This is a genomic window from Arthrobacter sp. zg-Y179 (assembly GCF_020907345.1).
Taxonomy (GTDB): Bacteria; Actinomycetota; Actinomycetes; order Actinomycetales; family Micrococcaceae; genus Arthrobacter_B; species Arthrobacter_B jinronghuae.
Map to the genome: position 1 here is coordinate 425970 of NZ_JAJJOB010000005.1, position 20543 is coordinate 446512.

The 20543-nt window shown below is 68.0% G+C and carries 20 protein-coding genes; 14 read left to right on the forward strand and 6 right to left on the reverse strand.

Translation table 11 applies throughout. The annotated features are described in order from the left end of the window. Positions 1 to 34 precede the first annotated feature (34 nt). Complete coding sequence (locus tag LOC56_RS05190; RefSeq protein ID WP_229951109.1) at positions 35 to 415, forward strand: DUF1304 domain-containing protein; 381 nt, start codon at positions 35 to 37, stop codon at positions 413 to 415. Positions 416 to 437: 22 nt separating this feature from the next. Here the strand turns inward: LOC56_RS05190 and LOC56_RS05195 are convergent, their stop codons facing one another. Genes LOC56_RS05195 through LOC56_RS05210 form a run of 4 tightly spaced genes read right to left on the reverse strand, consistent with a single transcriptional unit; the run spans position 438 to position 3112 of the window. Next, entirely contained in the window at positions 438 to 1328 is an 891-nt protein-coding gene (locus LOC56_RS05195; RefSeq protein WP_229951111.1) for a DNA-3-methyladenine glycosylase family protein, read from the reverse strand. Positions 1329 to 1342: 14 nt separating this feature from the next. Next, positions 1343 to 2026, reverse strand: coding sequence for an alpha-ketoglutarate-dependent dioxygenase AlkB family protein (locus tag LOC56_RS05200; RefSeq protein ID WP_229951112.1), 684 nt, complete (start codon positions 2024 to 2026; stop codon positions 1343 to 1345). Further along, positions 2023 to 2652, reverse strand: a complete 630-nt coding sequence (locus LOC56_RS05205) for a methylated-DNA--[protein]-cysteine S-methyltransferase (RefSeq protein ID WP_229951114.1) — start codon at positions 2650 to 2652, stop codon at positions 2023 to 2025. The genes LOC56_RS05200 and LOC56_RS05205 overlap by 4 nt, the downstream gene beginning before the upstream one ends. Next, complete coding sequence (locus LOC56_RS05210) at positions 2639 to 3112, reverse strand: RNA polymerase sigma factor (protein WP_229951118.1); 474 nt, start codon at positions 3110 to 3112, stop codon at positions 2639 to 2641. Before LOC56_RS05210 ends, LOC56_RS05205 begins: the two co-directional genes overlap by 14 nt. A gap of 124 nt (positions 3113 to 3236) precedes the next feature. Between LOC56_RS05210 and LOC56_RS05215 the strand changes: the two genes are divergently transcribed. Next, a complete protein-coding gene (locus tag LOC56_RS05215) occupies positions 3237 to 4778 on the forward strand; it encodes a long-chain-fatty-acid--CoA ligase (RefSeq protein WP_229951120.1) in 1542 nt (513 codons plus the stop codon). Between the two features lie 286 nt (positions 4779 to 5064). Here the strand turns inward: LOC56_RS05215 and LOC56_RS05220 are convergent, their stop codons facing one another. After that, on the reverse strand, positions 5065 to 6042 hold the full coding sequence (locus LOC56_RS05220; RefSeq protein WP_229951122.1) for an EamA family transporter: 978 nt from the start codon (positions 6040 to 6042) through the stop codon (positions 5065 to 5067). 323 nt (positions 6043 to 6365) lie between these two features. On the opposite strand from LOC56_RS05220, the gene LOC56_RS05225 reads away from it, so the two are divergent. The 6 genes from LOC56_RS05225 (at position 6366) to LOC56_RS05250 (ending at position 13593) form a co-directional block, all read left to right on the forward strand. Then, positions 6366 to 7727 (forward strand): LPXTG cell wall anchor domain-containing protein, encoded by a 1362-nt coding sequence (locus tag LOC56_RS05225; protein WP_229951124.1) that lies wholly within the window; start codon positions 6366 to 6368, stop codon positions 7725 to 7727. A gap of 355 nt (positions 7728 to 8082) precedes the next feature. Continuing rightward, complete coding sequence (locus LOC56_RS05230) at positions 8083 to 10476, forward strand: S1 family peptidase (RefSeq protein WP_229951127.1); 2394 nt, start codon at positions 8083 to 8085, stop codon at positions 10474 to 10476. Positions 10477 to 10564: 88 nt separating this feature from the next. Then, positions 10565 to 11176, forward strand: coding sequence for a hypothetical protein (locus LOC56_RS05235; RefSeq protein WP_229951129.1), 612 nt, complete (start codon positions 10565 to 10567; stop codon positions 11174 to 11176). 97 nt (positions 11177 to 11273) lie between these two features. Continuing rightward, the gene (locus tag LOC56_RS05240; RefSeq protein ID WP_229951131.1) at positions 11274 to 11444 is read left to right on the forward strand and encodes a hypothetical protein; all 171 of its coding nucleotides are present in this window, start codon (positions 11274 to 11276) and stop codon (positions 11442 to 11444) included. 262 nt (positions 11445 to 11706) lie between these two features. Further along, the gene (locus tag LOC56_RS05245; protein WP_229951133.1) at positions 11707 to 12501 is read left to right on the forward strand and encodes a sigma-70 family RNA polymerase sigma factor; all 795 of its coding nucleotides are present in this window, start codon (positions 11707 to 11709) and stop codon (positions 12499 to 12501) included. 57 nt (positions 12502 to 12558) lie between these two features. Continuing rightward, positions 12559 to 13593: a S66 family peptidase gene (locus LOC56_RS05250; RefSeq protein WP_229951134.1), complete on the forward strand. Its 1035-nt coding sequence runs from the start codon at positions 12559 to 12561 to the stop codon at positions 13591 to 13593. Here LOC56_RS05250 and LOC56_RS05255 read toward each other — a convergent pair. Continuing rightward, positions 13590 to 14528 carry a glycosyltransferase family 9 protein gene (locus LOC56_RS05255; RefSeq protein WP_229951136.1) on the reverse strand — a complete coding sequence of 313 codons (939 nt, stop codon included), beginning with the start codon at positions 14526 to 14528 and terminating at the stop codon, positions 13590 to 13592. The two genes, LOC56_RS05250 and LOC56_RS05255, sit on opposite strands and share 4 nt — an antisense overlap. Positions 14529 to 14685: 157 nt before the next feature. Between LOC56_RS05255 and LOC56_RS05260 the strand changes: the two genes are divergently transcribed. Genes LOC56_RS05260 through rfaE2 form a run of 6 tightly spaced genes read left to right on the forward strand, consistent with a single transcriptional unit; the run spans position 14686 to position 20539 of the window. Beyond that, complete coding sequence (locus tag LOC56_RS05260) at positions 14686 to 15219, forward strand: D-glycero-alpha-D-manno-heptose-1,7-bisphosphate 7-phosphatase (protein WP_229951139.1); 534 nt, start codon at positions 14686 to 14688, stop codon at positions 15217 to 15219. Beyond that, complete coding sequence (locus LOC56_RS05265) at positions 15216 to 16277, forward strand: glycosyltransferase family 9 protein (RefSeq protein WP_229951141.1); 1062 nt, start codon at positions 15216 to 15218, stop codon at positions 16275 to 16277. The genes LOC56_RS05260 and LOC56_RS05265 overlap by 4 nt, the downstream gene beginning before the upstream one ends. Beyond that, entirely contained in the window at positions 16274 to 17302 is a 1029-nt protein-coding gene (locus tag LOC56_RS05270) for a glycosyltransferase (RefSeq protein ID WP_229951143.1), read from the forward strand. The genes LOC56_RS05265 and LOC56_RS05270 overlap by 4 nt, the downstream gene beginning before the upstream one ends. Next, positions 17299 to 18555, forward strand: coding sequence for a glycosyltransferase (locus LOC56_RS05275; protein WP_229951145.1), 1257 nt, complete (start codon positions 17299 to 17301; stop codon positions 18553 to 18555). Before LOC56_RS05270 ends, LOC56_RS05275 begins: the two co-directional genes overlap by 4 nt. Further along, positions 18552 to 19178 carry a D-sedoheptulose-7-phosphate isomerase gene (locus LOC56_RS05280; protein WP_442860065.1) on the forward strand — a complete coding sequence of 209 codons (627 nt, stop codon included), beginning with the start codon at positions 18552 to 18554 and terminating at the stop codon, positions 19176 to 19178. Before LOC56_RS05275 ends, LOC56_RS05280 begins: the two co-directional genes overlap by 4 nt. Next, entirely contained in the window at positions 19175 to 20539 is a 1365-nt protein-coding gene (gene rfaE2 / locus LOC56_RS05285; RefSeq protein ID WP_229951147.1) for a D-glycero-beta-D-manno-heptose 1-phosphate adenylyltransferase, read from the forward strand. Before LOC56_RS05280 ends, rfaE2 begins: the two co-directional genes overlap by 4 nt. Positions 20540 to 20543 lie beyond the last annotated feature (4 nt).

Genomic DNA, 20543 nt, shown 5'->3' on the forward strand with positions numbered 1-20543 from the left:
CCGCCCTGACCCCCCGCATGCGCAAGGAGTGCCCGTGCTGATTGCCGCCGCGATTTTTGCCGTAGTAGCCGCCGCCGTCGCGTTCTACTTCTTTATGCTCGAATCCCTGCGCTGGGCCGAGCCGGAAACCGCGGCGATCTTTCAGCTGCGGGGAGCCAATTCCTCCGCTACCGCACAACTGGCGTACAACTTGGGGTTCTACAACCTGTTCCTGGCGGTGGGTGCAGGACTGGGTGTGGTTTTGCTTGTCGCCGGTAACGCCGTGGCCGGGCTGACGCTGATGACCTTCACCACCGCCTGCATGCTGCTCGCTGCGGTGGTCTTGGTGCTCAGCGACCGGAGGTTGGGCAGGCTGTCCCTGATCCAGGGCGGTCCGGCGGCGTTGTCCCTCGCCTTTTCGCTGCTCGGGACCTGACTAGCCGCCCGCCGGCCGAAAGCTACCGCGCAGCGGGGGCCGGCACCGCGTAGGCTGCCCGGGTCCAGAGGTGGAACAGGGCGTAGGAGCGCCACGGGCGCCAGGGCTGAGAAAGCACGGCAGCCTCACGCCCGCTGCCCACCCCGAGAGCCCGTTTCAGCACCAAATCATCGGCAGGGTAGGCATCCCGATCCCCCAGCACCCGCACGGCCAGGTAGTCGGCTGTCCACGGTCCGATCCCGGGCAGGGCCAACAGTCCGGCCCGCACGGCTCCCGGTTCCGCTCCGGGACGCAGCGGCAGGCCACCGGCCACGGCGTCGGCCAGCGCGGACAGGGTTCGGGCACGGGCATGGGTGATCCGGACCGCGGACTGGATGTCGGCGGCCGGCACCGCCGCCAGCCGCTCCGCCGTCGGAAAAGCGTACAACCCTTCAGGCCCGGGCTCCCCGAACGCCGCGACCAGCCGGGAGCCGAAGGTCCGGGCAGCCGCGAGGGATACCTGCTGCCCGAGGACAGTCTGGATGCCGGTTTCAAAACCGTCCGTGGAGCCGGGCACCCGCAGTCCAGGGTGCCGGTCCACCAGTGGTTCCAGCAGCTCGAAGCGGGAGAGGAACGGGTCCACTACGCCCGGATCGGCGTCCAGGTCCAACCAGGCCCGGACCGTTGATATCAGGGCGGCTTCCTCCGCGGCGGGCAGCGCGGGCAGGTCGAGGACCACTCCGGCGTCGCTCAGGGACACTGCCACGGCGACAGGTGCCGAGGCTCCCCGCAGCAACCGCTCTACCGTAGCGCCGTCGTCCGTCCGGGTAACCCGCTCCAGGCCGGGCACGGCGTGCGCCTGCAGCGCACTGGCGAGCGGTTCCCAGGCGAAGGCACCGCGGTGCTGGAGTGGGTGCCGCTGCCTACCCGACAAAGCCGCAGGCTCGGTCATGACAGCCCGGTCATGCGCAGCGTGATGTTGATCCGCCCCGCGGGCAGGCCGGATGCCGGGTCCGCCGTGCCTGCCAGCGTCCGCGGAACGCCGTGGTAGGCGAACCGGGAGGGACCGCCGAAGACAAAGAGGTCCCCTGATTCCAGCTCCAAGTCGGTGTAGGGCCGGTTCCGCGTCTCGGTGTTGCCGAACCGGAAAACGCAGGTGTCCCCGATGCTGATGGACACCACCGGTGCGCTGGATTTCTCGTCCTTGTCCTGATGCATGCCCATGTGGGCACCTTCGGCGTAGTAGTTGATCAACGCCGTATCCGGGGTGTAGTTCTCCGGCCGGAAATCGTCCCGCGCATAACTGCCGTCCGGCTTCCGGTAGGCCTCGCGGAGGGCATCGCGGCCCAGCTCGATCAGCCAGTCCGGCAGCTCGGCGACGCGGCCGCCTCCGACGTCGTCGGCCGTCCGCGTGTATTTGTAGGGCTGCCAGTGCCAGCCCAGGCACACGGTCTGCACGGACATGGTATGCCCGCCGGGGAGGACGGCCGCGCGCATGGGTACCGGACCGATGGCCCACTGCCGGCAGGCCTGGACAATCCGCTGCTGTTTCTCGGGCGGCAGCCAGCCCGGCACATGGACGGCGCCGACGGCGGGTTCGGATCGTTCACGGGGGAAAAGCGAGTTGCTCATGCGGCGGCTTCCAGGTCGAGGAGGATTTTCTTGGCGGCGGGACCGCCCCGGTAGCCGCCGGTGGTCCCGTCGGAGCGCAGGACCCGGTGGCAGGGGATCACCAGGGGCAGCGGATTGCGCCCGCATGCGGTGCCGACGGCCCGGACGGCTCCGGGGTTTCCGGTCAGTGCGGCTATGCCCGCGTACGTGGAGGTGTGCCCGTAACCGATCTGCTGGAGCGTCTGGACCACGGTCCGGCGGTATCCGGCGGTGAGCCGCAGGTCCAAGTCCAGGTCGAAGCTGCGCCGGGTCCCGTCGAAGTACTCGCGGAGTTGGGCGGCGGGACGGGCCAGGCGCTCCGGAGCCTCGAGGATCCGCGGGCTGATCCGGGTGCTGAGGTCCTGCAGCACGGCGTCCACCCCTTCACATTCGAACGCGACCCGGACCAGGCCGGCGTCGGTGGCTGCAAGGATGAGCCGGCCCACGGGACTGTCGATGACGGTGTAGGCAACGTCCAGCAGTCCGGCGAACTCGGCTCCTGCGGCCAGGCGGGAATGCAGGGCGGCAAGGACCGCGTCCTCGCGGGGGTCGGGATCCAGGAGGCCGGTGTCGGCGGGGCCGGCGCCGTACGTCTCAAAGGATGCCATGGCGGTCCTCCTCATACAGGATGCGTAGTTTCTTGATGCCGTCTGCCGCGGACCGCCGGCAGGCGGCTTCGCTGCCGCCGAGCAGCCGGGCCACTTCGGCATACGGGAGTCCGGCGAGGTGATGGTAGGCCAGCGCCTCGCGCTGGCGGACCGGCAGGGTTTTCAGGGCCGACCACAGTCCGTCCGTGTCCATCTGCGGTGCCCCCGCAGGTTCGGGGATTTCGTCCACCGGAACCGGGTTCCGGGCGGCGGAACGGTGCTGGTCCACGGCCTTCCGCTTGGCTATGGTCACCAACCAGGCCTGGACGTTCGTACCCTCCGGCAGGTCCGGGTAAGCACCCAGGGCGGCGAGGAACGTTTCGGACCACGCGTCTTCGGCCTGGTCCGGACCCACGACGGCACGGCAGACGCGCAGCACGGCCGGGCCGTGTTCGCGGACAATCTGCTCAAAGGGTTTCACTTCCACATACGGTAGACGTTTTCCGCGCCCGCTTTGTGAGCCCCCGTGTTAAGAAAGTTTCCCGCGGTCGACGGCGGTGGCTAGACTTCCCTCTACGTTGCACAGATCAAAGGAGATCACCCCCATGCACAACCTCGCCGGCATTCTGACTGACACGGTGGCGCGCTTTCCCGAGCGGACAGCCCTGAAGCTAGATGAAACCGTAGTCTCCTACGCGGCCCTCGACGCCATGAGCGCCAAGGTCGCCGGCCTCCTCGCCAGCCGGGGCGTGGAACCCGGAGACCGCGTTGCGCTGGTGATGCCGAACATCCCGCAGATGGCGTTCCTGTACTTCGGCACCCTGCGCCACGGCGCCGTCGTCGTTCCCATGAACCCGCTGCTGAAGGCCCGCGAGGTGGCCTACCACCTGCAGGACTCGGGTGCCCGGATCGCCTTCGCGTGGGAGGGCGTGGCCGCGGAGGTCTCCGCCGGGGCGGAAGAAGCCGGCGGCGTGGAGGTGGTCTCCGTGGATTCCGCCGCCTTCCTGCAGTTGCTGGCCGGCGCGGACGCGCGGCCCGACGTGGCGGAAGTGGATGACCAGGACACCGCGGTGATCCTCTACACCTCCGGAACCACGGGACGGCCCAAGGGCGCCGCGCTCACGCACCGGAACCTGCTCACCAACGCCTATGTGGCCCAGTCCCTGCTGAACACGGTGGAAACGGATGTCCACTTCGGCGGACTGCCCTTCTTCCACGTGTTCGGCCAGACCGCGGCCCTGAATTCGTCCGTCCTGTCCGGTGCGTCCATCAGCCTGCTGCCCCGCTTTGATGCGGGCAAGGCGCTGGAGATCATCGAGCGCGACGGCGTGACCATCTTCGAAGGCGTGCCCACGATGTACGTGGGTATGCTGCGCCACCCGGCGGTCAAGACCACCAACCTGTCGTCCCTGCGCGGAGCCATCACCGGCGGTTCCGCCATGCCGCTGGAAATCCTGCACGAGTTCGAGGAGGTTTTCGGCATCGAACTCCTGGAGGGTTACGGCCTCTCGGAGACCTCGCCGATTGTCTCCTTCAATGTTCCCGGCGGCGACCGCCGGCCCGGCTCCATCGGCAAAACCGTGGCGGGGACGGAGGTCCGGATGCTGGACCCGGACGGCAACGATGTTCCGGTCGGCGAAGTCGGGGAACTGTCCGTCCGCGGCGACGGCGTGATGAAGGGCTACTGGAAGAACGACAACGCCACGGCCGCTGCGATTCCGGACGGCTGGTTCCGGACCGGGGACCTGGCCCGTTTCGACGAGGACGCCAACATCTACATTGTGGACCGCAAGAAGGACATCATTCTGCGCGGCGGCTACAACGTGTATCCCCGCGAGATCGAAGAGGTGCTCTACGAACACCCGGCCGTTGCCGAAGCCGCGGTCATCGGCATCCCCGACCCGCTGCACGGGGAGGAAATCGCTGCCGTTGTAGGGCTTCGTGACGAGGCAGTCCCTGCTGATGACGCGGCCAGGGAAGAGCTGATCGCAGACATCCAGCAGTTCACCAAGGACCGGTTGGCCGCGTACAAGTATCCGCGGCTGATCGAACTGACCGATGCGCTGCCCAAGGGGCCCACGGGCAAGATCCTGAAGCGCGAAATCAAGGTCTCCGCGCCCCTGGCGGCCGACGCACCCGGGGCATAGGTCTCGAGATGGCACCTACGGGGCCTGGAACGGCGGCAACGAAATTCTCCGCTCGCAGAGCTCGCGGAAAATATTAAAGCCGCCTTCCTCCAGGCCCCTCCAGCGCCGATGGAGGGGCCGCGGGTGCATCGAGTCGGCAAGATTTACGGTTCCCCGCATCGAGTCTGCAAGATTTACTGATTCTCGACCGGAAAACGGTAATTGCTGCAGACTCGATCTCCGGTCCCCCTCGAACGGCTCATGAACACCCGGCTCCGGGTGACGTGTCTGGCCGCGAACTTGTTTGCTAGGCGTAGGGCTCGACGTCGGCCGCGGCCTCCCCCGGAAGTCCGGCCGGTTCGTCGGAACGGACCAGCACAACGCCGGCAACAATCAGGCACCCGCCGGCCAACTGGACGGGGCGTGGCAGCTCCGAAAGCAGCAGCCACGCCCACAGGACCGCGAACAGCACCTCGGTCAGGGACACGAACGAGGCCACCCGGGAGCCGAGGGAGCGGGCCGCAATGATTCCTGTGACGTAGGCCAGCACCGTGGAGAACAGCACCAGACCGATCAGCGGGACCCACCATGCGGTCTGCCACCCTGCCAGGTCCACATCCGTGGTGCTGAAATCCAGGGACAGGATGCCGGTGAATCCCAACGCTGCCATGGTGGCACCGCCCACGAACATGCCTCCGGTGGCCAGCACCAGCGGCGGGAGGGAATCGTTCTGCTTAGCGGTCATGAAGAAATAAATCGCCAGGCAGACCGCGGCGGCGAGCCCCCACAGCACCCCTACCGGGTCAATGCGCGTGCTGCCGCCCAAATCCAGGACCAACACCAGCCCCGCCACGGCGGCCACCGCGCCGAGGACCGTGCGGATGCCGGGCCGGCGTCGTGTGGCAGCCCAAATCCAAAGCACCATCAGTACCGGCGCCAGGAACTCCAGCAACAGAGCCACGCCCACTGACAGGCGCTCCACCGCGTTGAAATAGAAGAACTGGCACCCGGCCACCCCGATGAACCCGAACAGTACGATGGTGCGCCAATTGCTCCGGATCTGGCTCCAGCGCCCGCGCAGGACGAGAGCAGTGGGAACCGCGAGGACGAGTGCTGCTCCGAGCATCCGGACAGCAACGGCACCGGTCGGGCTCCAACCGGTTTCCAGCAGCGACTTCGCAAAGGATCCGGACAATCCGAACACCGCCGACGATGCCAGCGCCACGAGAATTCCGGACGCCCCCCGCCGCGCAGCTTGGCTGCCTTTTGTCCGCGCCCGTGCCATGGATCTCCCTGCGGTTTAGGACAGCCCGGGACTCGGGTTCCGGGATTACGACGGCGACGCTACCCGGCCTGGGGAGCGCTTTCAATATGCTCTTTGCCCGGATAATCTCCATCCTTGCTATCTACGCGAAGGCACGCTATTCTCGCCCTTATCTGCGGCATGGGTCTCTGGCCGTTGCAGATACTACTTATTGATGGCGCACATAACTGTGTGCACTTCAAATCTTCGTTCAGCAGTTTCGGTCTCGTTCCCTCCGCATTCTCCATTTGCCGCCTTGCCAGCATGGAAACGCCGGAGGTTGACGGTTTATGGGGGAAAATTTCATGCAGGAAAACAATCGCAACATTTCGGCACGGGTCGGCGCGGTCAGCGCCGTAGCCCTTTTGGCAGTCAGCGGCGCATTCATTGCCAGCCCCGCTATGGCCGTAGAGGTGACTCCGTCGGTACCCGCTACGCCGCCGGCCACCACGCCGCCGACCGCACCGCCGGCCACCACGCCGCCGACCACGCCGCCGACCACGCCGCCCACCGGGGAACCCACGACGCCGGCCACTGCGGAACCGACCACGCCGGCCACCCAGGCACCCACCACGCCGGCCACCACGCCCGCCACCCCGGGGCCCGCCACCCCGACGCCCACCGAGACCGCGCCCGAGGCCCTTGCTGCGCCCACGACTAATCTGGCCGATGGCGATGTCATTCAGACGAGCCACCTCATCAAGGGAACAGCTCCGGGGGCAACCTCCGTGGAATTGTCCGTCAACGGAGCAGAGCCGCAGACCATCCCGGTAGCGGAAGATGGCACGTGGAGTGTCTACGCACCCACCTTCGTCACGGTGAACGGCGAGACGCTGACCCTTTCGATAGTTGCCGTCAACGGCGCCACCAGGTCAGCTGCCACCACTGTCGTAGTGACCATTGAAGATGCTCCGTTGCCGGCTCCGACCGTCACCACCCCGATCCGCGTCGTCGACACTCTAGAGGTTCTGACCGGTAACGGCGTGCCGGGGGCCACGATCAACGTTACGATCACCGGGGACGTAGCAGAGCCGGTTACCGGCACAACCACAGTCGGCGAAAACGGCATCTGGGAGCTGACCCTCGAGACGCCGCTGGGCTACGGAGCCTATACCGTGGCCGTCGTGCAGTCGCAGGAAGGCAAGGTTAGCTCTGAGGAAATCTCCGGCGTCATCCTCGTGGCCCCCGCCGCTCCGGTGGTCACAACCCCGGGCGAGGGTGCCGAAATCCCCGTCAACAAGCAGCCGGCGGCAATCACCGGTACCGCGGTGCCGGGTGCCGACGTCGAGCTCGTGGTCGACTTCGACCTCGACGGCGAGGCGGATGTGGATGAAACCGCGATCCAGGCAACCGTCGCCGATGCCAGCGGCAACTGGTCCGTCCCGATGACTCCTTTGGCTGAGGGCGCCCATAACATTGTTGCCATCCAGGCCGTCGGAGACGAAGTTTCCGATTTCTCCGACACCGGCTTCACCGTTACCGCTGCAGTCGTTGAGCCGCCCGTCACCGTCAATCCGGTTCCGGTCGGAAACCCGGGAGCGGGCGGACTGCCCGACACCGGTGCGGCGAACCTGGGTCTGCTGGCCGGAGGCGGAGCAGCCCTGCTCACCGCCGGTGGTGCAGCCCTGCTGTTCAACCGTCGCCGCAACGCGGCTTCCGAATCCTAGGAAACCCTAAGCAGTAAACGAGGACGGGCCCCCGCAAATAGCGGGTGCCCGTCCTCGTTTTTGTTCCCTCTTTCGCGAAGCCCGGTGGCGCTCGTCCCGGTATACAAAGCGTCCATAAACAAGCCTTGCCATCCCGAGCGATGACCGCTATTCTTTCGCGTGTCTGTGATCTCGGTTATCCGGTGCTTTAATTCCCGTCGATTGAATTCACCCGCAGGATAACGGCCTTTCAGAGAATCGACCGGAATCAGTACAAACTCAGTAGTTTCAGTCTCATTACCTCCGCAATCTCCAGGTGCCGTACGTGGGCCTGCACGGAAACACCGGGGGCTGATGTTTTATGGGGGAAAAATTCATGCAGGAAAGTCCACGCCCGCTCTACGCACGGGTAGGCGCCCTTAGCGCCGCTGCCCTTCTGGCGGTGAGCGGCGCGTTCATCGCCGGCCCGGCCATGGCTGATACCGGGGACACCCCGCAGCCGACCACAACCGAAACACCCGGCGCTGCACTGCAGGGCACCGGAGAACTGGCTCCCGGCCTCGAGGAGGCCCTTCAGCGCGATCTCGGCATGACCGTCGACGAATTCGTGGCTGCAGGCGAGCTTAGCCAAAAGGCCTCAGCTGCCCTAGCGCAGCTCAGGGCCACCAAGGGCTTTGTCAACATCGAAATCCGTGACAATGGCTTGGTTGTTACCGGCAGCGGCGAAGAACTCGAGGCACTCGCCGCGGAACTCGACGCCACCGTTGTTGAGCCCGCGGCCCCCACTGAAGCTCCGTCCCTGCAGGCTCCCATTGAGCTTCTCACCCAGGCGCCCCCGACGGACGAAACACAGACTGCGGTAGTCGAAGGAGGAGCTTCGGAGCCTGAGGCCAAGCAGGCCACCGATCTGCAAGACCTCCTGTCTGCCTACGCCTCTGCCGTGGGTACCGACAACCTGAGGTCAGTCTCCGGCAGCCCGGAGCGCGGCTTCACCATCGACCTCGGTGACCCGTTCGCCATCGAGGGCACCCCTTCGGCGGCACGCACGGCTCCTTCCATGTCCCCGGAGGAATTTGATAAGCAGTACACAAATGTGACGCTCAATCCGGGCCAGCCCGAGTTGAAGCCCAAGGCTGACGACGCCGTCGTCGGCGGCGCCGGCTACTACTCCGAGGTCGGCTCGATCCGCTACCGGTGCTCGGTGGGCTACACCGGATACAACGCGAGTGGCGCCGAGGCTATTATCACTGCAGGGCACTGCGCAGAGGATGCTGGCAGCCAGACTTTCCTCGAAGTGACGAGCGACGAATTCGGTACGGGCGAAGAGCTCGGTACGTTCGGATCGTGGTCATTCGACGGCACGGAGCAGGCTCCCGGTACCGACGTAGCTGTGATCGATAACATCAACACCGAGCTGGACCTCCGCGCGGAGACAGCCAACTGGACCAATACCGAAGACCTCTCCGCCACTACGGTCAAGCTAAGGGGCATCACTTCGCCTGTCGTGGGCGCGCCGATCTGCAAGTCGGGCAGAACGACCTTCTGGGAATGCGGCAATATCACCGAGTTGGGGATCGCCAACGTGTCCGAAACCTGGGTCAACGGTTTCTTCACCGACATCTTCGTGGACGGGGGCGACTCCGGCGGTGCGATGATCTCCGGTGAATACGGCGTGGGCATCACCAGCGGTGGGGCCGACGCAGAGCCCATCTCCTTTGCCTCTGATCTGGACACCGCGTTGGCTGCTGTCCCGGGCTACTCGGTGGGCATCTACCTGGACGCACCCGCGCTGACCAGCCCGGCGAACAACGGCACCGTTGACACCGACGCGGTCATCACCGGCACGGCACCGGGTGCCAAGACCGTGAGCCTGGCCGTCGACGATGTCGACTCGACGGTAGAGGTCGCCGCGGACGGCACCTGGTCCTTCAAGGCGCCGACCCTGGTCCCTGCCGACGAAAAGCTCACCATCACCGCGCAGGCCGTCAACGGGTACAACAACTCGACGGTCAGCGAATTCGAACTGACGGTCAAGGAAGCTCCCCTCCCTGCTCCAGTCTTCACCACCCCTGCCACGGTGCTGCATTCCATTGAGACCATCGAAGGCACCGGCGTAGCCGGCGCCACCCTGGCTCTGACTGTGCCGGGCGATGCCGATGAGGACGAAGTCGCTGCGGCTGCAACCCTCGATACCGAGGTCGACGACGAAGGCAACTGGTCAGTGACCCTGGACGAACCGCTGACGTACGGCGTCTACGAGCTGTCCGCAGCCCAGGGCGGCATTGAAGGCAAGGAAGACTCGGGGGCAGCGACGCTGAACCTTACGGTCGCACCCGATGCTCCGGTGATCACCTCCCCCACTGACGGCCAGGAGTTCGTTGAAGGTTCACTCCCCAACGAAATCACCGGTACCGGTACCGCCGGCGTCGAGATGACCGTTGCGGTCGATGACGAGGCCCTCGAGGCCGTAGTCGTGGACGAAGACGGCAGCTGGTCCGTTCCGATGGGCGATTTGACCGCGGGCGACCACGCAATCACGGCCGTCCAGACCATCAACAGCGCTCCGTCGGCTGACGCCTTCGCGGGCATCACGGTCACCGCAGCTCCGGTTGTGGTGAACCCCGCTCCGGCAGCTAACCCGGGTGGCGGACTGCCTGATACCGGCGCCGCCAACCTCGGCCTGCTGGCCGGAGGCGGAGCATCCCTGCTCGCCGCCGGTGCCGCAGCGCTGATGTACAACAAGCGCCGCCGGGTTTCTGTCGACGCCTAACAGCACCAGCGGTAAACACTGAAGCGGGTCCCTGCCAACGGCCGGGACCCGCTTTGACTTAAGCTACAGTCACGCACCAGGAGGAATCATGATCCGAAACCGGACGCCGCCGGCGCTCCACCTGCCTTCAGCCCGTGGCCTGGCCGGGGCCGCCCTGGCGGCCGTGATCGCCGTCGGCGCGGTTACCGGCTGCGCACCGCAAGACGCCGGACCGGGTACCCCGCCGGATTCCCCATCCGGTACTGCCGCGTCACCCAAACCAGGATCGGATGCAACCATGAACTCGGACGGACCCGGCGCCCAGCTCCTGCTGCTGCACGCGCGCCTCAGGAACGAACTGGGAGCCGAATACGCGGACGGCTGGATTGACCGCGGCGTTCTCCACGTCGCGGTGACCGGTCCGGAGGCCGAGGCCAAGGTGCGCGACGCCGGTGCAGAGCCGGTCCTCGTGGCGTTCAGTGCCGACGAACTGCTGCAGGCCCGCAACCAAGTGCAGACCTGGCTCGCGGACAAGCCCGTTCCGGACCTGAAAGTCCACTCGATCAGCACCAGCGGACGCACCGGCACGGTGACCGTCAAGGTCCCCGCGGATCAGGTCACCGCACTGCAGACGGCAGTCGACGGGCAGGCACCTGCCGGAGAAATATCCGTCATTGTGGAGGAATCAGCGGGAATGACAACCCCGATGTCCACAAAGTAGGGACAAGCTCCGCATAACCGGCGGTGGAGCCGCCTGCGCGCCTAGGGTTGATGGGTCAAGCAGGCGGCACTTTCTCCTATCTGTCTGGATCTTTGCCATGGAGCAAAAGCTGCTCGCCCTTGTTCGCCGCCGCACCGCCTGGATTGTCCTCGCTGCCTGCGCGGCATACTGGCTGGCCCTTGTGGCCGGGTTCCTGGAGGCACCGCTCGGCACCCCGCCCACCCTGATGTTCCTGTGGATGTACTGCAGTCTCATGATTGCCCTGTGAAGCGCACCGGCGGCTGCGGCCGCCGTCGCCGCGTTGGTCCTGCACCGCTCCGCAGACCGGGCCGGCGCGGCAAACGGAGCCGGTCCTGCCGCTCCGAAGGATGGGGGACGTTCGCGGCGCTTATACCTTCTGCTCCACCGGGAGCTCAAGAAGCAGTAACAAAACAGGTGGTCCGGGCTATTGATAACCCGTGAGTGCTCTGGTGTCCTGATCAGGCGGTCCAGCAGCGGGCCGAACCTGCTGCTGAAAACCCGTGCTGCTCATGAGCGCTTTCTCCGGTGTTCCGTCCTCCCTGCTTCCATTTGAAAAAGCCCGCCAGGCACGCGGTGACCTGCAGCAGGCACTGCACAACGAACTTGTCCTCCGGTACCGGGAAATCGCGGAAACAGCTGCCGCCGCCTACGCGGGGCGGGGACGTGAGCTGGCGGACCTGCGCCAGGTCGCGTACATGGGACTAATCAAGGCGGTTCGCCGCTTTGACCCTACCGTCGGCCCGCACTTTCCGGCCTTCGCGGTTCCCACCATTCATGGAGAGCTCAAGCGCTACCTCCGGGATCACTCCTGGGTAGTCCGGCCCCCGCGGCAGCTCCAGGACCTGCGGACCGCCATCGCCAGGCTGCAACCGGAACTCCTGCAGACGCTGGGGCGGGAGCCGTCGCTCCGTGAATTGTCCGAGGCATTGGGAGTTACCACGAAAGCCGTCTCGGAGGCGCTGAACTGCCAGAGCAGTCTTCGCCCCGAATCCCTGGAAGCGCTGGCAGACACCACCGGCGCGGAGCAATGGGCCGTGGCCGACGGCCGGCTGGAACGGGCCGAGAACCTTGCCATGCTCCGCCGCGCGGTGCGGAACCTGACGGACCAGGACAAGGAACTGCTGTTCCTGCGGTATTTCCACGAGGAATCCCAGCAGGCCATCGGAGAACGGCTGGGCCTGACCCAGATGCAGGTCTCCCGCGGACTGGCGAGGATTCTGGTGCGGCTGCAGCATGAACTGCTGGGTGCCCCCACGCTCAACCAAGCCGTGACTCCCGCGGCCAGGGGCAGCGCAACCGCCTGAACCGCCGCGCGGCTGCACCTGCCCGAATACCGTACGGAGCCCTGTTACCGTTCCACCATGGATCCCGCCGCCGCTCCGGACACCAGCGCCCCGGAAAATACAGTCCCGTTCGCCACCGTCCCGCCCAAACTGGCCAAAGGCGACCTGCTGCGCGTCATTGCCCCGGCGGCGAGCCGCGCCATGGTGGCCGAACACGATCACAGCGCACTCATCGAGCGCCGCTTCGCCGGTCTGGGCCTGCGGCTTTCCTACGGCCGCCACGTGGATGAGCGCGACATTTTCGACTCCACATCGGTCGCCTCCCGCGTAGCCGACCTGCATGATGCGTTTGCGGATCCGGAGGTCAAGGGCATCCTGACCGTCATCGGCGGCTTCAACAGCAACGAACTGCTCCCCTATCTGGATTGGGACCTGATTGCCGCCAATCCGAAGATCCTGTGCGGATACTCCGACATTACGGCGCTGCAGAACGCGATTTTCGCCCGCACCGGCCTGGTGACCTATTCCGGCCCGCACTGGTCCAGCTTCGGCATGCGGGACCACTTTGACCTCACCCAGCAGTGGTTCGTGGACGCCCTGGTAGACGGCTACCGGATGGAACTTTCCCCCTCCCCGGAGTGGACCGACGATGCCTGGTTCCTGGACCAGGACAACCGCACTCCCCGGCCGGGGACCGGATGGTGGCCGCTGCAGCAGGGCAGCGCCTCCGGCCGCATTATCGGCGGGAACCTGTGCACGCTGAACCTCCTGCAGGGCACCGCGCAGATGCCTCCGCTGGCCGGCGCCGTCCTCATGCTGGAGGACGATGCCTCCACCGATCCCATGACTTTTGCCCGTGACCTCACCTCCCTGCTCCAGCAGCCGGACGCGGAGGATGTTCAGGGCCTGGTCATCGGCAGGTTCCAGGCGTCCAGCGGCATCACCCTGCCGCATCTGCAGGAGATCGCGGCGCAGCCTGCCCTGGCGGGCCTGCCGGTTCTAGCCAACGTGGACTTCGGGCACACCCAGCCGCAGCTGACCCTGCCGATCGGCGGCCGCGCGGAACTGACCGTGGACGCATCCGGCGGCCGGCTGCGCCTCAGCGACCGCTAGAGCGCCTCGAGCTTCTCCACGGCGGCCAGGACGTCCTCTACCGTGACCGCGAGCAGCGCGGGGTCCGGATCCGTGGCGAAGGTGTCTCCGCGGCGTCGGCTGCCGTCGGTCAGGGCGATGTGCGGCCCCGGCGGCGGGCCCCATTCGCTGACCGGCGCCGGGCCAAACAGGACCACTGACGGCCGGGCATAGGCCGATGCCAGGTGCGCGGCTCCGGTATCGGCCGAGATCACGAGCCGGGACCGGGAAATCACGGCGGCGAACTCGTCCAGCCGGAGCTCACCGGCCACGACCCGCATCGCCCCCAGCCCGGCGCCGTCGGCGACGGCGAGCGCGCGCTGCCGCTCCGACCCGCTGCCCGTAAAGAGAACCGGGAAACCTGCGGCGTCCAGTTCACGGGCGACGTCGGCAAACCGGTCCGCGGGCCAGAGCCGGCTGCCGTAGGCCGCGCCCACATGGATCACCACCGCTTCCGGCGCGTTTTGCGCCGCCGGCGGCGGCTCCAGTCGGTAATCCAGCGGATCCGCAGGGATGCCGTGCCAGGACAGCAATCCTGCCCACCGCTCCCGTTCATGGACACCGTCCTTCCACGGCGGACCGTCCCACCCGGGTCCCGCATGACCGATCCGGCGCGCGGGCTGCAGCGCCTCGATCCGACTGCAGCTCTCCGGGCCGCTGCCGTGCAGGTTCACGGCAACGTCGATCAGTCCGGGCGCGAGCGGAATGGGCACATCCAGGCCGTGCAGGGGAAGCAGGTCATCCACGGCCCCGGTGAGCGGCAGGATGGGACGCAGCCACTCCTGCGCCGCATACCGGATGCGGTGTTCCGGAAACTCCCGCCGCAGGGCCTTAAGCGCCGGAACCGCGACCAGCAGATCCCCGAGTTTCAGGGCCCGCAGCACCAGCAGTTCGGGACGGTCGGCCACCTCGGGCATGGGCGCAGTTTCCTTCCGGTCGGGTCGACTCCTGCCAGAACGTCCACATCCTGCCAGAAGATTGTGCCGCGGGATACGGGTGGGACGGCAGTTCCGACTGGCAAAGAAGTGGTTCGCGCAGTGTTTAGCTTCCCTTCCGGCGGGGAACAGATGCGGTATGGGATTTTTGCCGTCGCCGCCGCGTGCCGTCCTGTTTGACCGGGACGGCACGCTGATTTTTGACGTGCCCTACAACGCGGATCCGGCACGCGTGCGGCCGGTGCCCGGCGCCGTCGAGGTGCTGGCCGGGCTGCGGCATGCCGGCGTGGCCGTAGGAGTAATCACCAATCAGTCCGGCATCGGCCGGGGGATGCTGTCCGCCGAAGAAGTAGCGTCAGTGAACGCCGCCGTCGAAGACCTGCTGGGGCCGTTCGACGTCTGGGAAATCTGCCCGCATGCACCGGGCTACGGCTGCGCCTGCCGCAAGCCGAGGCCCGGCATGGTGCTGCGGGCCAGCCGCCGTCTGGGGCTCGATCCTGCGGAAGTGGCCGTCATCGGTGACATTGGTGCCGATGTCGAGGCCGCAGCGGCCGCCGGTTCACGCGGCGTGCTGGTGCCCAACGCCGTTACCCGTGCCGAGGAAACCGCCGCGGCTCCGCTCGTGGCGGGCAACCTGGCCGAGGCCGTGGAGCTGCTGTGGAGCAGCCGATGAGCCGCCGGGTACTCGTGGCTCGGCTCGACGGGGCCGGCGACGTGCTGCTCGCCGGCCCTGCCATCCGGGCGGTGGCGGCGGCTCCGGGTGTGGAAGCTGTGCTGCTGTGCGGTCCGCAGGGTGCGCCCGCCGGCCGGCTGCTGCCCGGGGTCGCGCAGGTGCTGGAGTGGTCCTGCCCCTGGATCTTGAATCCCGCCCCGGACCCCTCCCCCGCCCTGCTTCAGGATTTGCGGGAGGTAGTCGCCGCCTCCCGGGCCGATGAAGCAGTGATCCTCACGTCCTTCCACCAGTCCCCGCTTCCCCTGGCACTACTGCTCCGGGAAGCGGGGGTAGGAACGATCACGGCGGCCTCCACGGATTACGCCGGTTCCTTGCTGGCCCACCGGCTGAAACCCGGGGAGGACTTTCCCGAAGACCAGCCGGAGGCGGAGCGCGCGCTGCAGATCGCTGCCGCCGCAGGTTTTCCGCTTCCCGCCGGCGACGACGGCCGGCTGCGGCTGGGGCCGCTGCCCGACGTCTCCCACCTGGTGGGCACCGCACCCTACATCGTGGTGCATCCGGGTGCCGCCGTGCCGGCCCGGGCCTGGCCGGCGCTGCACCATGCCGCCGCCGTCGAGCTGCTCACCGCCGCCGGGTTCCGCGTGGTGGTCACCGGCGGCCCCGGGGAGAAGGAACTGACCGCCACCGTGGCGGCCGTGGCCGGCCTGGACCTGGGCGGACGCACCGATCTGGCCGCGCTGGCGGCGGTCCTGGCCGGAGCAGACGCGGTGGTGGTCGGAAACACCGGACCGGCCCATCTGGCAGCCGCGGCAGGAACTCCGGTGGTGAGCCTCTTCGCGCCCGTGGTGCCCGCCATCCGGTGGGCGCCCTACCGGGTTCCGCTCGAACTGCTGGGGAACCAGCACGATGCCTGCAGCGGAACCCGTGCCCGGATCTGCCCGGTACCCGGGCATCCCTGCCTCTCCGGCGTTTCCCCCGAGCAGGTGGTGGAAGCCGTCCAGCGCCTGGTCATCGGTGTGCCATCGCTGCAGACCCACCGCGAAATGAGGCACCGATGAGGATCCTGTTGTGGCACATACACGGCGGCTGGATGGAGGCATTTGTCCGCGGCGCCCACGAATACCTGCTGCCGGCTACCCCGGAGCGGGACGGCTGGGGGCTGGGACGCGGCGGCCGGGCCTGGCCGGAATCCGCCGTGGAAGTGGCGCCGGAAGATCTGCGTGCACAGCAGATCGACGTTGTGCTGCTGCAGCGTCCCGAGGAGATCGAGGCCTGCACCCGCCTGCTCGGCCGGCGGCCCGGCCGGGACATCCCCGCGGTGTATCTCGAACACAACACCCCGCGCGGCAACGTGCCCGAGACCCGGCATCCGCTGGCCGGACGGACGGACATCCCGGTTGTACATGTCACGCAGTTCAACCGCCTGTTCTGGGACAACGGGCGGGCTCCGGTACGGGTGATCGAACACGGCATCCCGGATCCCGGCTACCTCTACACCGGGGAGCGCCCGCATCTGGGGGTGGTGGTGAACGAGCCGGTCCGCCGCAGCCGGGTGGCCGGCACCGATCTCCTGCCCCAGTTTGCCCGGACCGCGCCGCTGGAAGTCTTCGGGATGGGCACGGAACGGCTGCCCGGGGTGCTGGGCGGAGACCGTCTGCTGGTCCGCGGCGACCTGCCGGTGACCAGGCTGCACCGGGAACTGGCCGGCTGCCGGGCCTACCTGCACCCGATGCGCTGGACTTCGCTGGGACTGTCCCTGCTTGAGGCCATGCACATGGGACTGCCGGTCCTGGCCCTTGCGACCACTGAAACGGTCCGGGCGGTTCCGCCGGAAGCGGGGGTGGCCAGCAATGATCCCGAGGAGCTGGTCCGGGCGGCGCGGATGTTCCTGGCCGAACCCGAGCGGGCACGTGACTGCGGCCGGGCCGCCCGTGAAGCGGCGCTGTCCCGGTACGGGCTGGACCGCTTTCTGTCCGACTGGGATGCGCTCTTCGCGGACCTGCTGACCCAGGCGGTTTCCGCTGCATCGTTTCTTCCGGCGGCGGGGACCGCACCGGCATCAACAGGAGGGGGGCAACAGTGAGAATCTCAATGGTGTCCGAGCACGCAAGTCCGCTGGCCGCACTGGGCGGCGTGGATGCCGGCGGCCAGAACGTGCATGTGGCCGCACTGTCCGTGGCGCTGGCCGCACGCGGCCACACCGTGCAGGTGTACACGCGGCGGGACGATCCAGGGCTCCCGGACCGGGTGCAGGTGCAGGACGGCCTGGAGGTAGTGCATGTGACCGCCGGTCCGGCCCTGCCGCTGCCCAAGGATGACCTGCTGCCGTACATGGGACAGCTGGCCGACGGCGTCCTCGCCGACTGGGGAACCGAACCGCCCGACGTCGTGCACTCGCACTTCTGGATGTCCGGCCTCGCCGCGCTGGAGGCGGCCCGCAACGCCGGGGACGAGGGCGTGCCGGTGGTCCACACCTTCCACGCCCTGGGCACCGTGAAGAAACGGCATCAGGGCGCCGAGGACACGTCCCCGCCGGAACGGGCCTGGCTCGAGCCCTCCGTGGGCCGGCGCGCGGACCGGGTGCTGGCGACCTGTTCGGACGAGGTCTTTGAACTCAAGGCCATCGGGGTGCCAGGCAACCGGATCTCCATTGCGCCCTGCGGCGTGGATTTGTCCCTCTTCTCTTCCCACGGGCCGGCGGAACCGCGCGGACGGCGGCACCGGATTGCCGCCGTCGGGCGCCTGGTGCCACGCAAAGGTGTGGACCTGGCCATCCGCGCCCTCGCACTGCTGCGGGACGAGGGCCTGGAAGATGTGGAGCTGCTGATTGTCGGCGGCTCCAGTGACAGTGCCGGACTGGAATCGGATCCGGAAGCCCGCCGGCTGCTGGCCCTGGCCCGCTCCCTGGGTGTGGCGGACCGGGTGCTGCTCCGGGGTCAGGTCCCGCGCGAGCAAATGCCCGCGGTGCTGCGCAGTGCCGATGCCGTGGTGTGCGCACCCTGGTATGAACCCTTCGGGATCGTGCCGCTGGAGGCGATGGCGTGCGCAGTGCCTGTTGTGGCCTCCGCAGTGGGCGGGCTGATCGACACCGTGGTCCACGGCAAGACCGGCCTCCATGTGCCGCCCCGGGATCCGGCCGCCCTGGCCGCCGCGCTCTCGGAGCTGCTGCAGAACCCCCGTTACGCCCGGCGGCTGGGCGCAGCGGGCAAGCAGCGTGCCTCCGCCCGCTACTCCTGGGACCGGGTGGCACTGGATACGGAGAAGGCCTATCAGCTGGCCCTGGGCGCCGCCGCGAGGCCCGGCCGGCTGCAGCCGCTGGGAGGTAAGGCGCTGTGAGCATCGAATCCCCCGTCACCGCTCCCGTCGCCGGGCCGGAGCAGGCAGTGCTGGACCATCTGGCCCAGACGCAGCCCGCCCTGCTCTCCGTCCAGCGGCAGGCCCGGCACCTGACCGAATGGGGCCTTGAGCTGGCGGCCCGCCTCTTCGCCGGGCACCGGCTGCTGACTGCGGGAAACGGCGGGTCCGCGGCCGAAGCCCAGCACCTGAGCGCGGAACTGGTGGGGCGGTTCGACGGCGAGCGCCGCCCGTTTTCCGCCATCGCCCTGCATGCCGAAACCTCTGCCGTGACGGCCATCGCCAACGATTACGGCTTCGACCAGCTCTACGCCCGGCAGGTGCAGGGCCACGGCAGGCCCGGCGACGTGCTCATCCTCTTCTCCACCAGCGGCGCCAGCCCCAACCTGCTGGCCGCGGTGCAGGCCGCGCACGGTGCAGGGCTGCGGACCTGGGCCCTGACCGGCCGGGCGCCGAATCCGCTCGCGTCGGCCTGCGAGGACTTCATTGCCATTGATGCGCCGGCAGCAAATGCGCAGGAGGCCCATCTGGTTGCCCTGCATGCCCTCTGCCGGTCCTTTGACGCCGAAATTGAACGGCTCACCAATGCAGGAGGAACCGCGTGAAGAGAATCGTTGTGGTGGGTGATGTCCTGCTGGACACGGACATTTCCGGCTCGGCCCGGCGCCTCTCCCCCGACGCGCCGGTACCCGTGGTGGACGTGGACGACGTCGGACGCCGGGCCGGCGGGGCGGGCCTGGTGGCACGCCTGCTGGAGCGGGACGGCCGGCAGGTCCACCTGGTGACGGTGCTCTCCGACGACGACGCGTCCGGACAGCTGCGGACCGCGCTGGCCGGCATCCCCCTGACCTGCGGCCCGTCAGAGGCACCCACCCCGGTCAAGACGCGGATCCGGGCCGGCACCCACGCCGTGGTCCGCTTCGACTCCGGCTGCTCTCCTGTCCCGGTCCCGGCGGTGACCGCACAGATGCTGTCCGTGGTCGCGGCAGCCGATGCAGTGGTGGTTGCCGACTACGGCCGCGGGCTCACGGCCAATCCGGCCCTCCGGGACCTGCTGGGAACCCTGGCCCGGCGTATTCCCGTGGTCTGGGACCCGCATCCGGCCGGGGCTGATCCGGTGCCCGGGGTTGCGGCTGTGACACCGAACCTGGCCGAGGCCCTGTCCGCTGCCGGGGAGGTACCGGGCGGGGTTCCGGCGGCACTTCGCGCGGCGGAAAAGCTGCTGACCCGGTGGCAGAGCCAATCCGTGGTGCTCACCATGGGGGCTCAGGGCGCGCTGGCGCTCCCCGCCGCGGGCCTGGCGCAGATCCTTCCGGCCCCGAAGGTTTCCGCGGAGGACACGTGCGGTGCCGGAGACCGGTTTTCCGCTTCCCTCACCATGCGGCTGCTCGACGGCGACGGGCTGGAAACCGCCGCCGAGGGCGCGGTGCAGGCGGCGGCCTCCTTCCTGGCCGCCGGCGGCGTGGCCGGACTTGAGGCGGAGGACCCCCAGCAAATGTTTGGCACCGAAACACCGGACGCGATGGCGACGGCGGCGCGGGTCCGGGAGCGCGGCGGAACCGTGGTGGCCACCGGAGGCTGCTTCGACCTGCTCCACGCCGGACATGCCCGCACCCTGCTGGCGGCCCGGGGGCTGGGCGATTGTTTGATTGTCTGCCTGAACTCCGACGATTCCGTCCGGCGGCTCAAAGGAGAGCAGCGCCCGATTATCGGTGCCGAGGACCGGGCGGAACTGCTGCAGTCACTGGAATGCGTGGACGGGGTCCTGGTCTTCGAGGAGGACACCCCGGCGGCGGTGCTGGAGCGGCTGCGCCCGGACATCTGGGTCAAGGGCGGCGACTACCGCGAAGACCAGCTCCCGGAGGCCGCGCTGATCCGTTCCTGGGGCGGGGAAACCGTCACCGTCCCCTTCCATCCCGCCCGTTCCACCACCGCTCTGGCCTCCGCGCTGGCGAAGGTCGGCTGAGCAA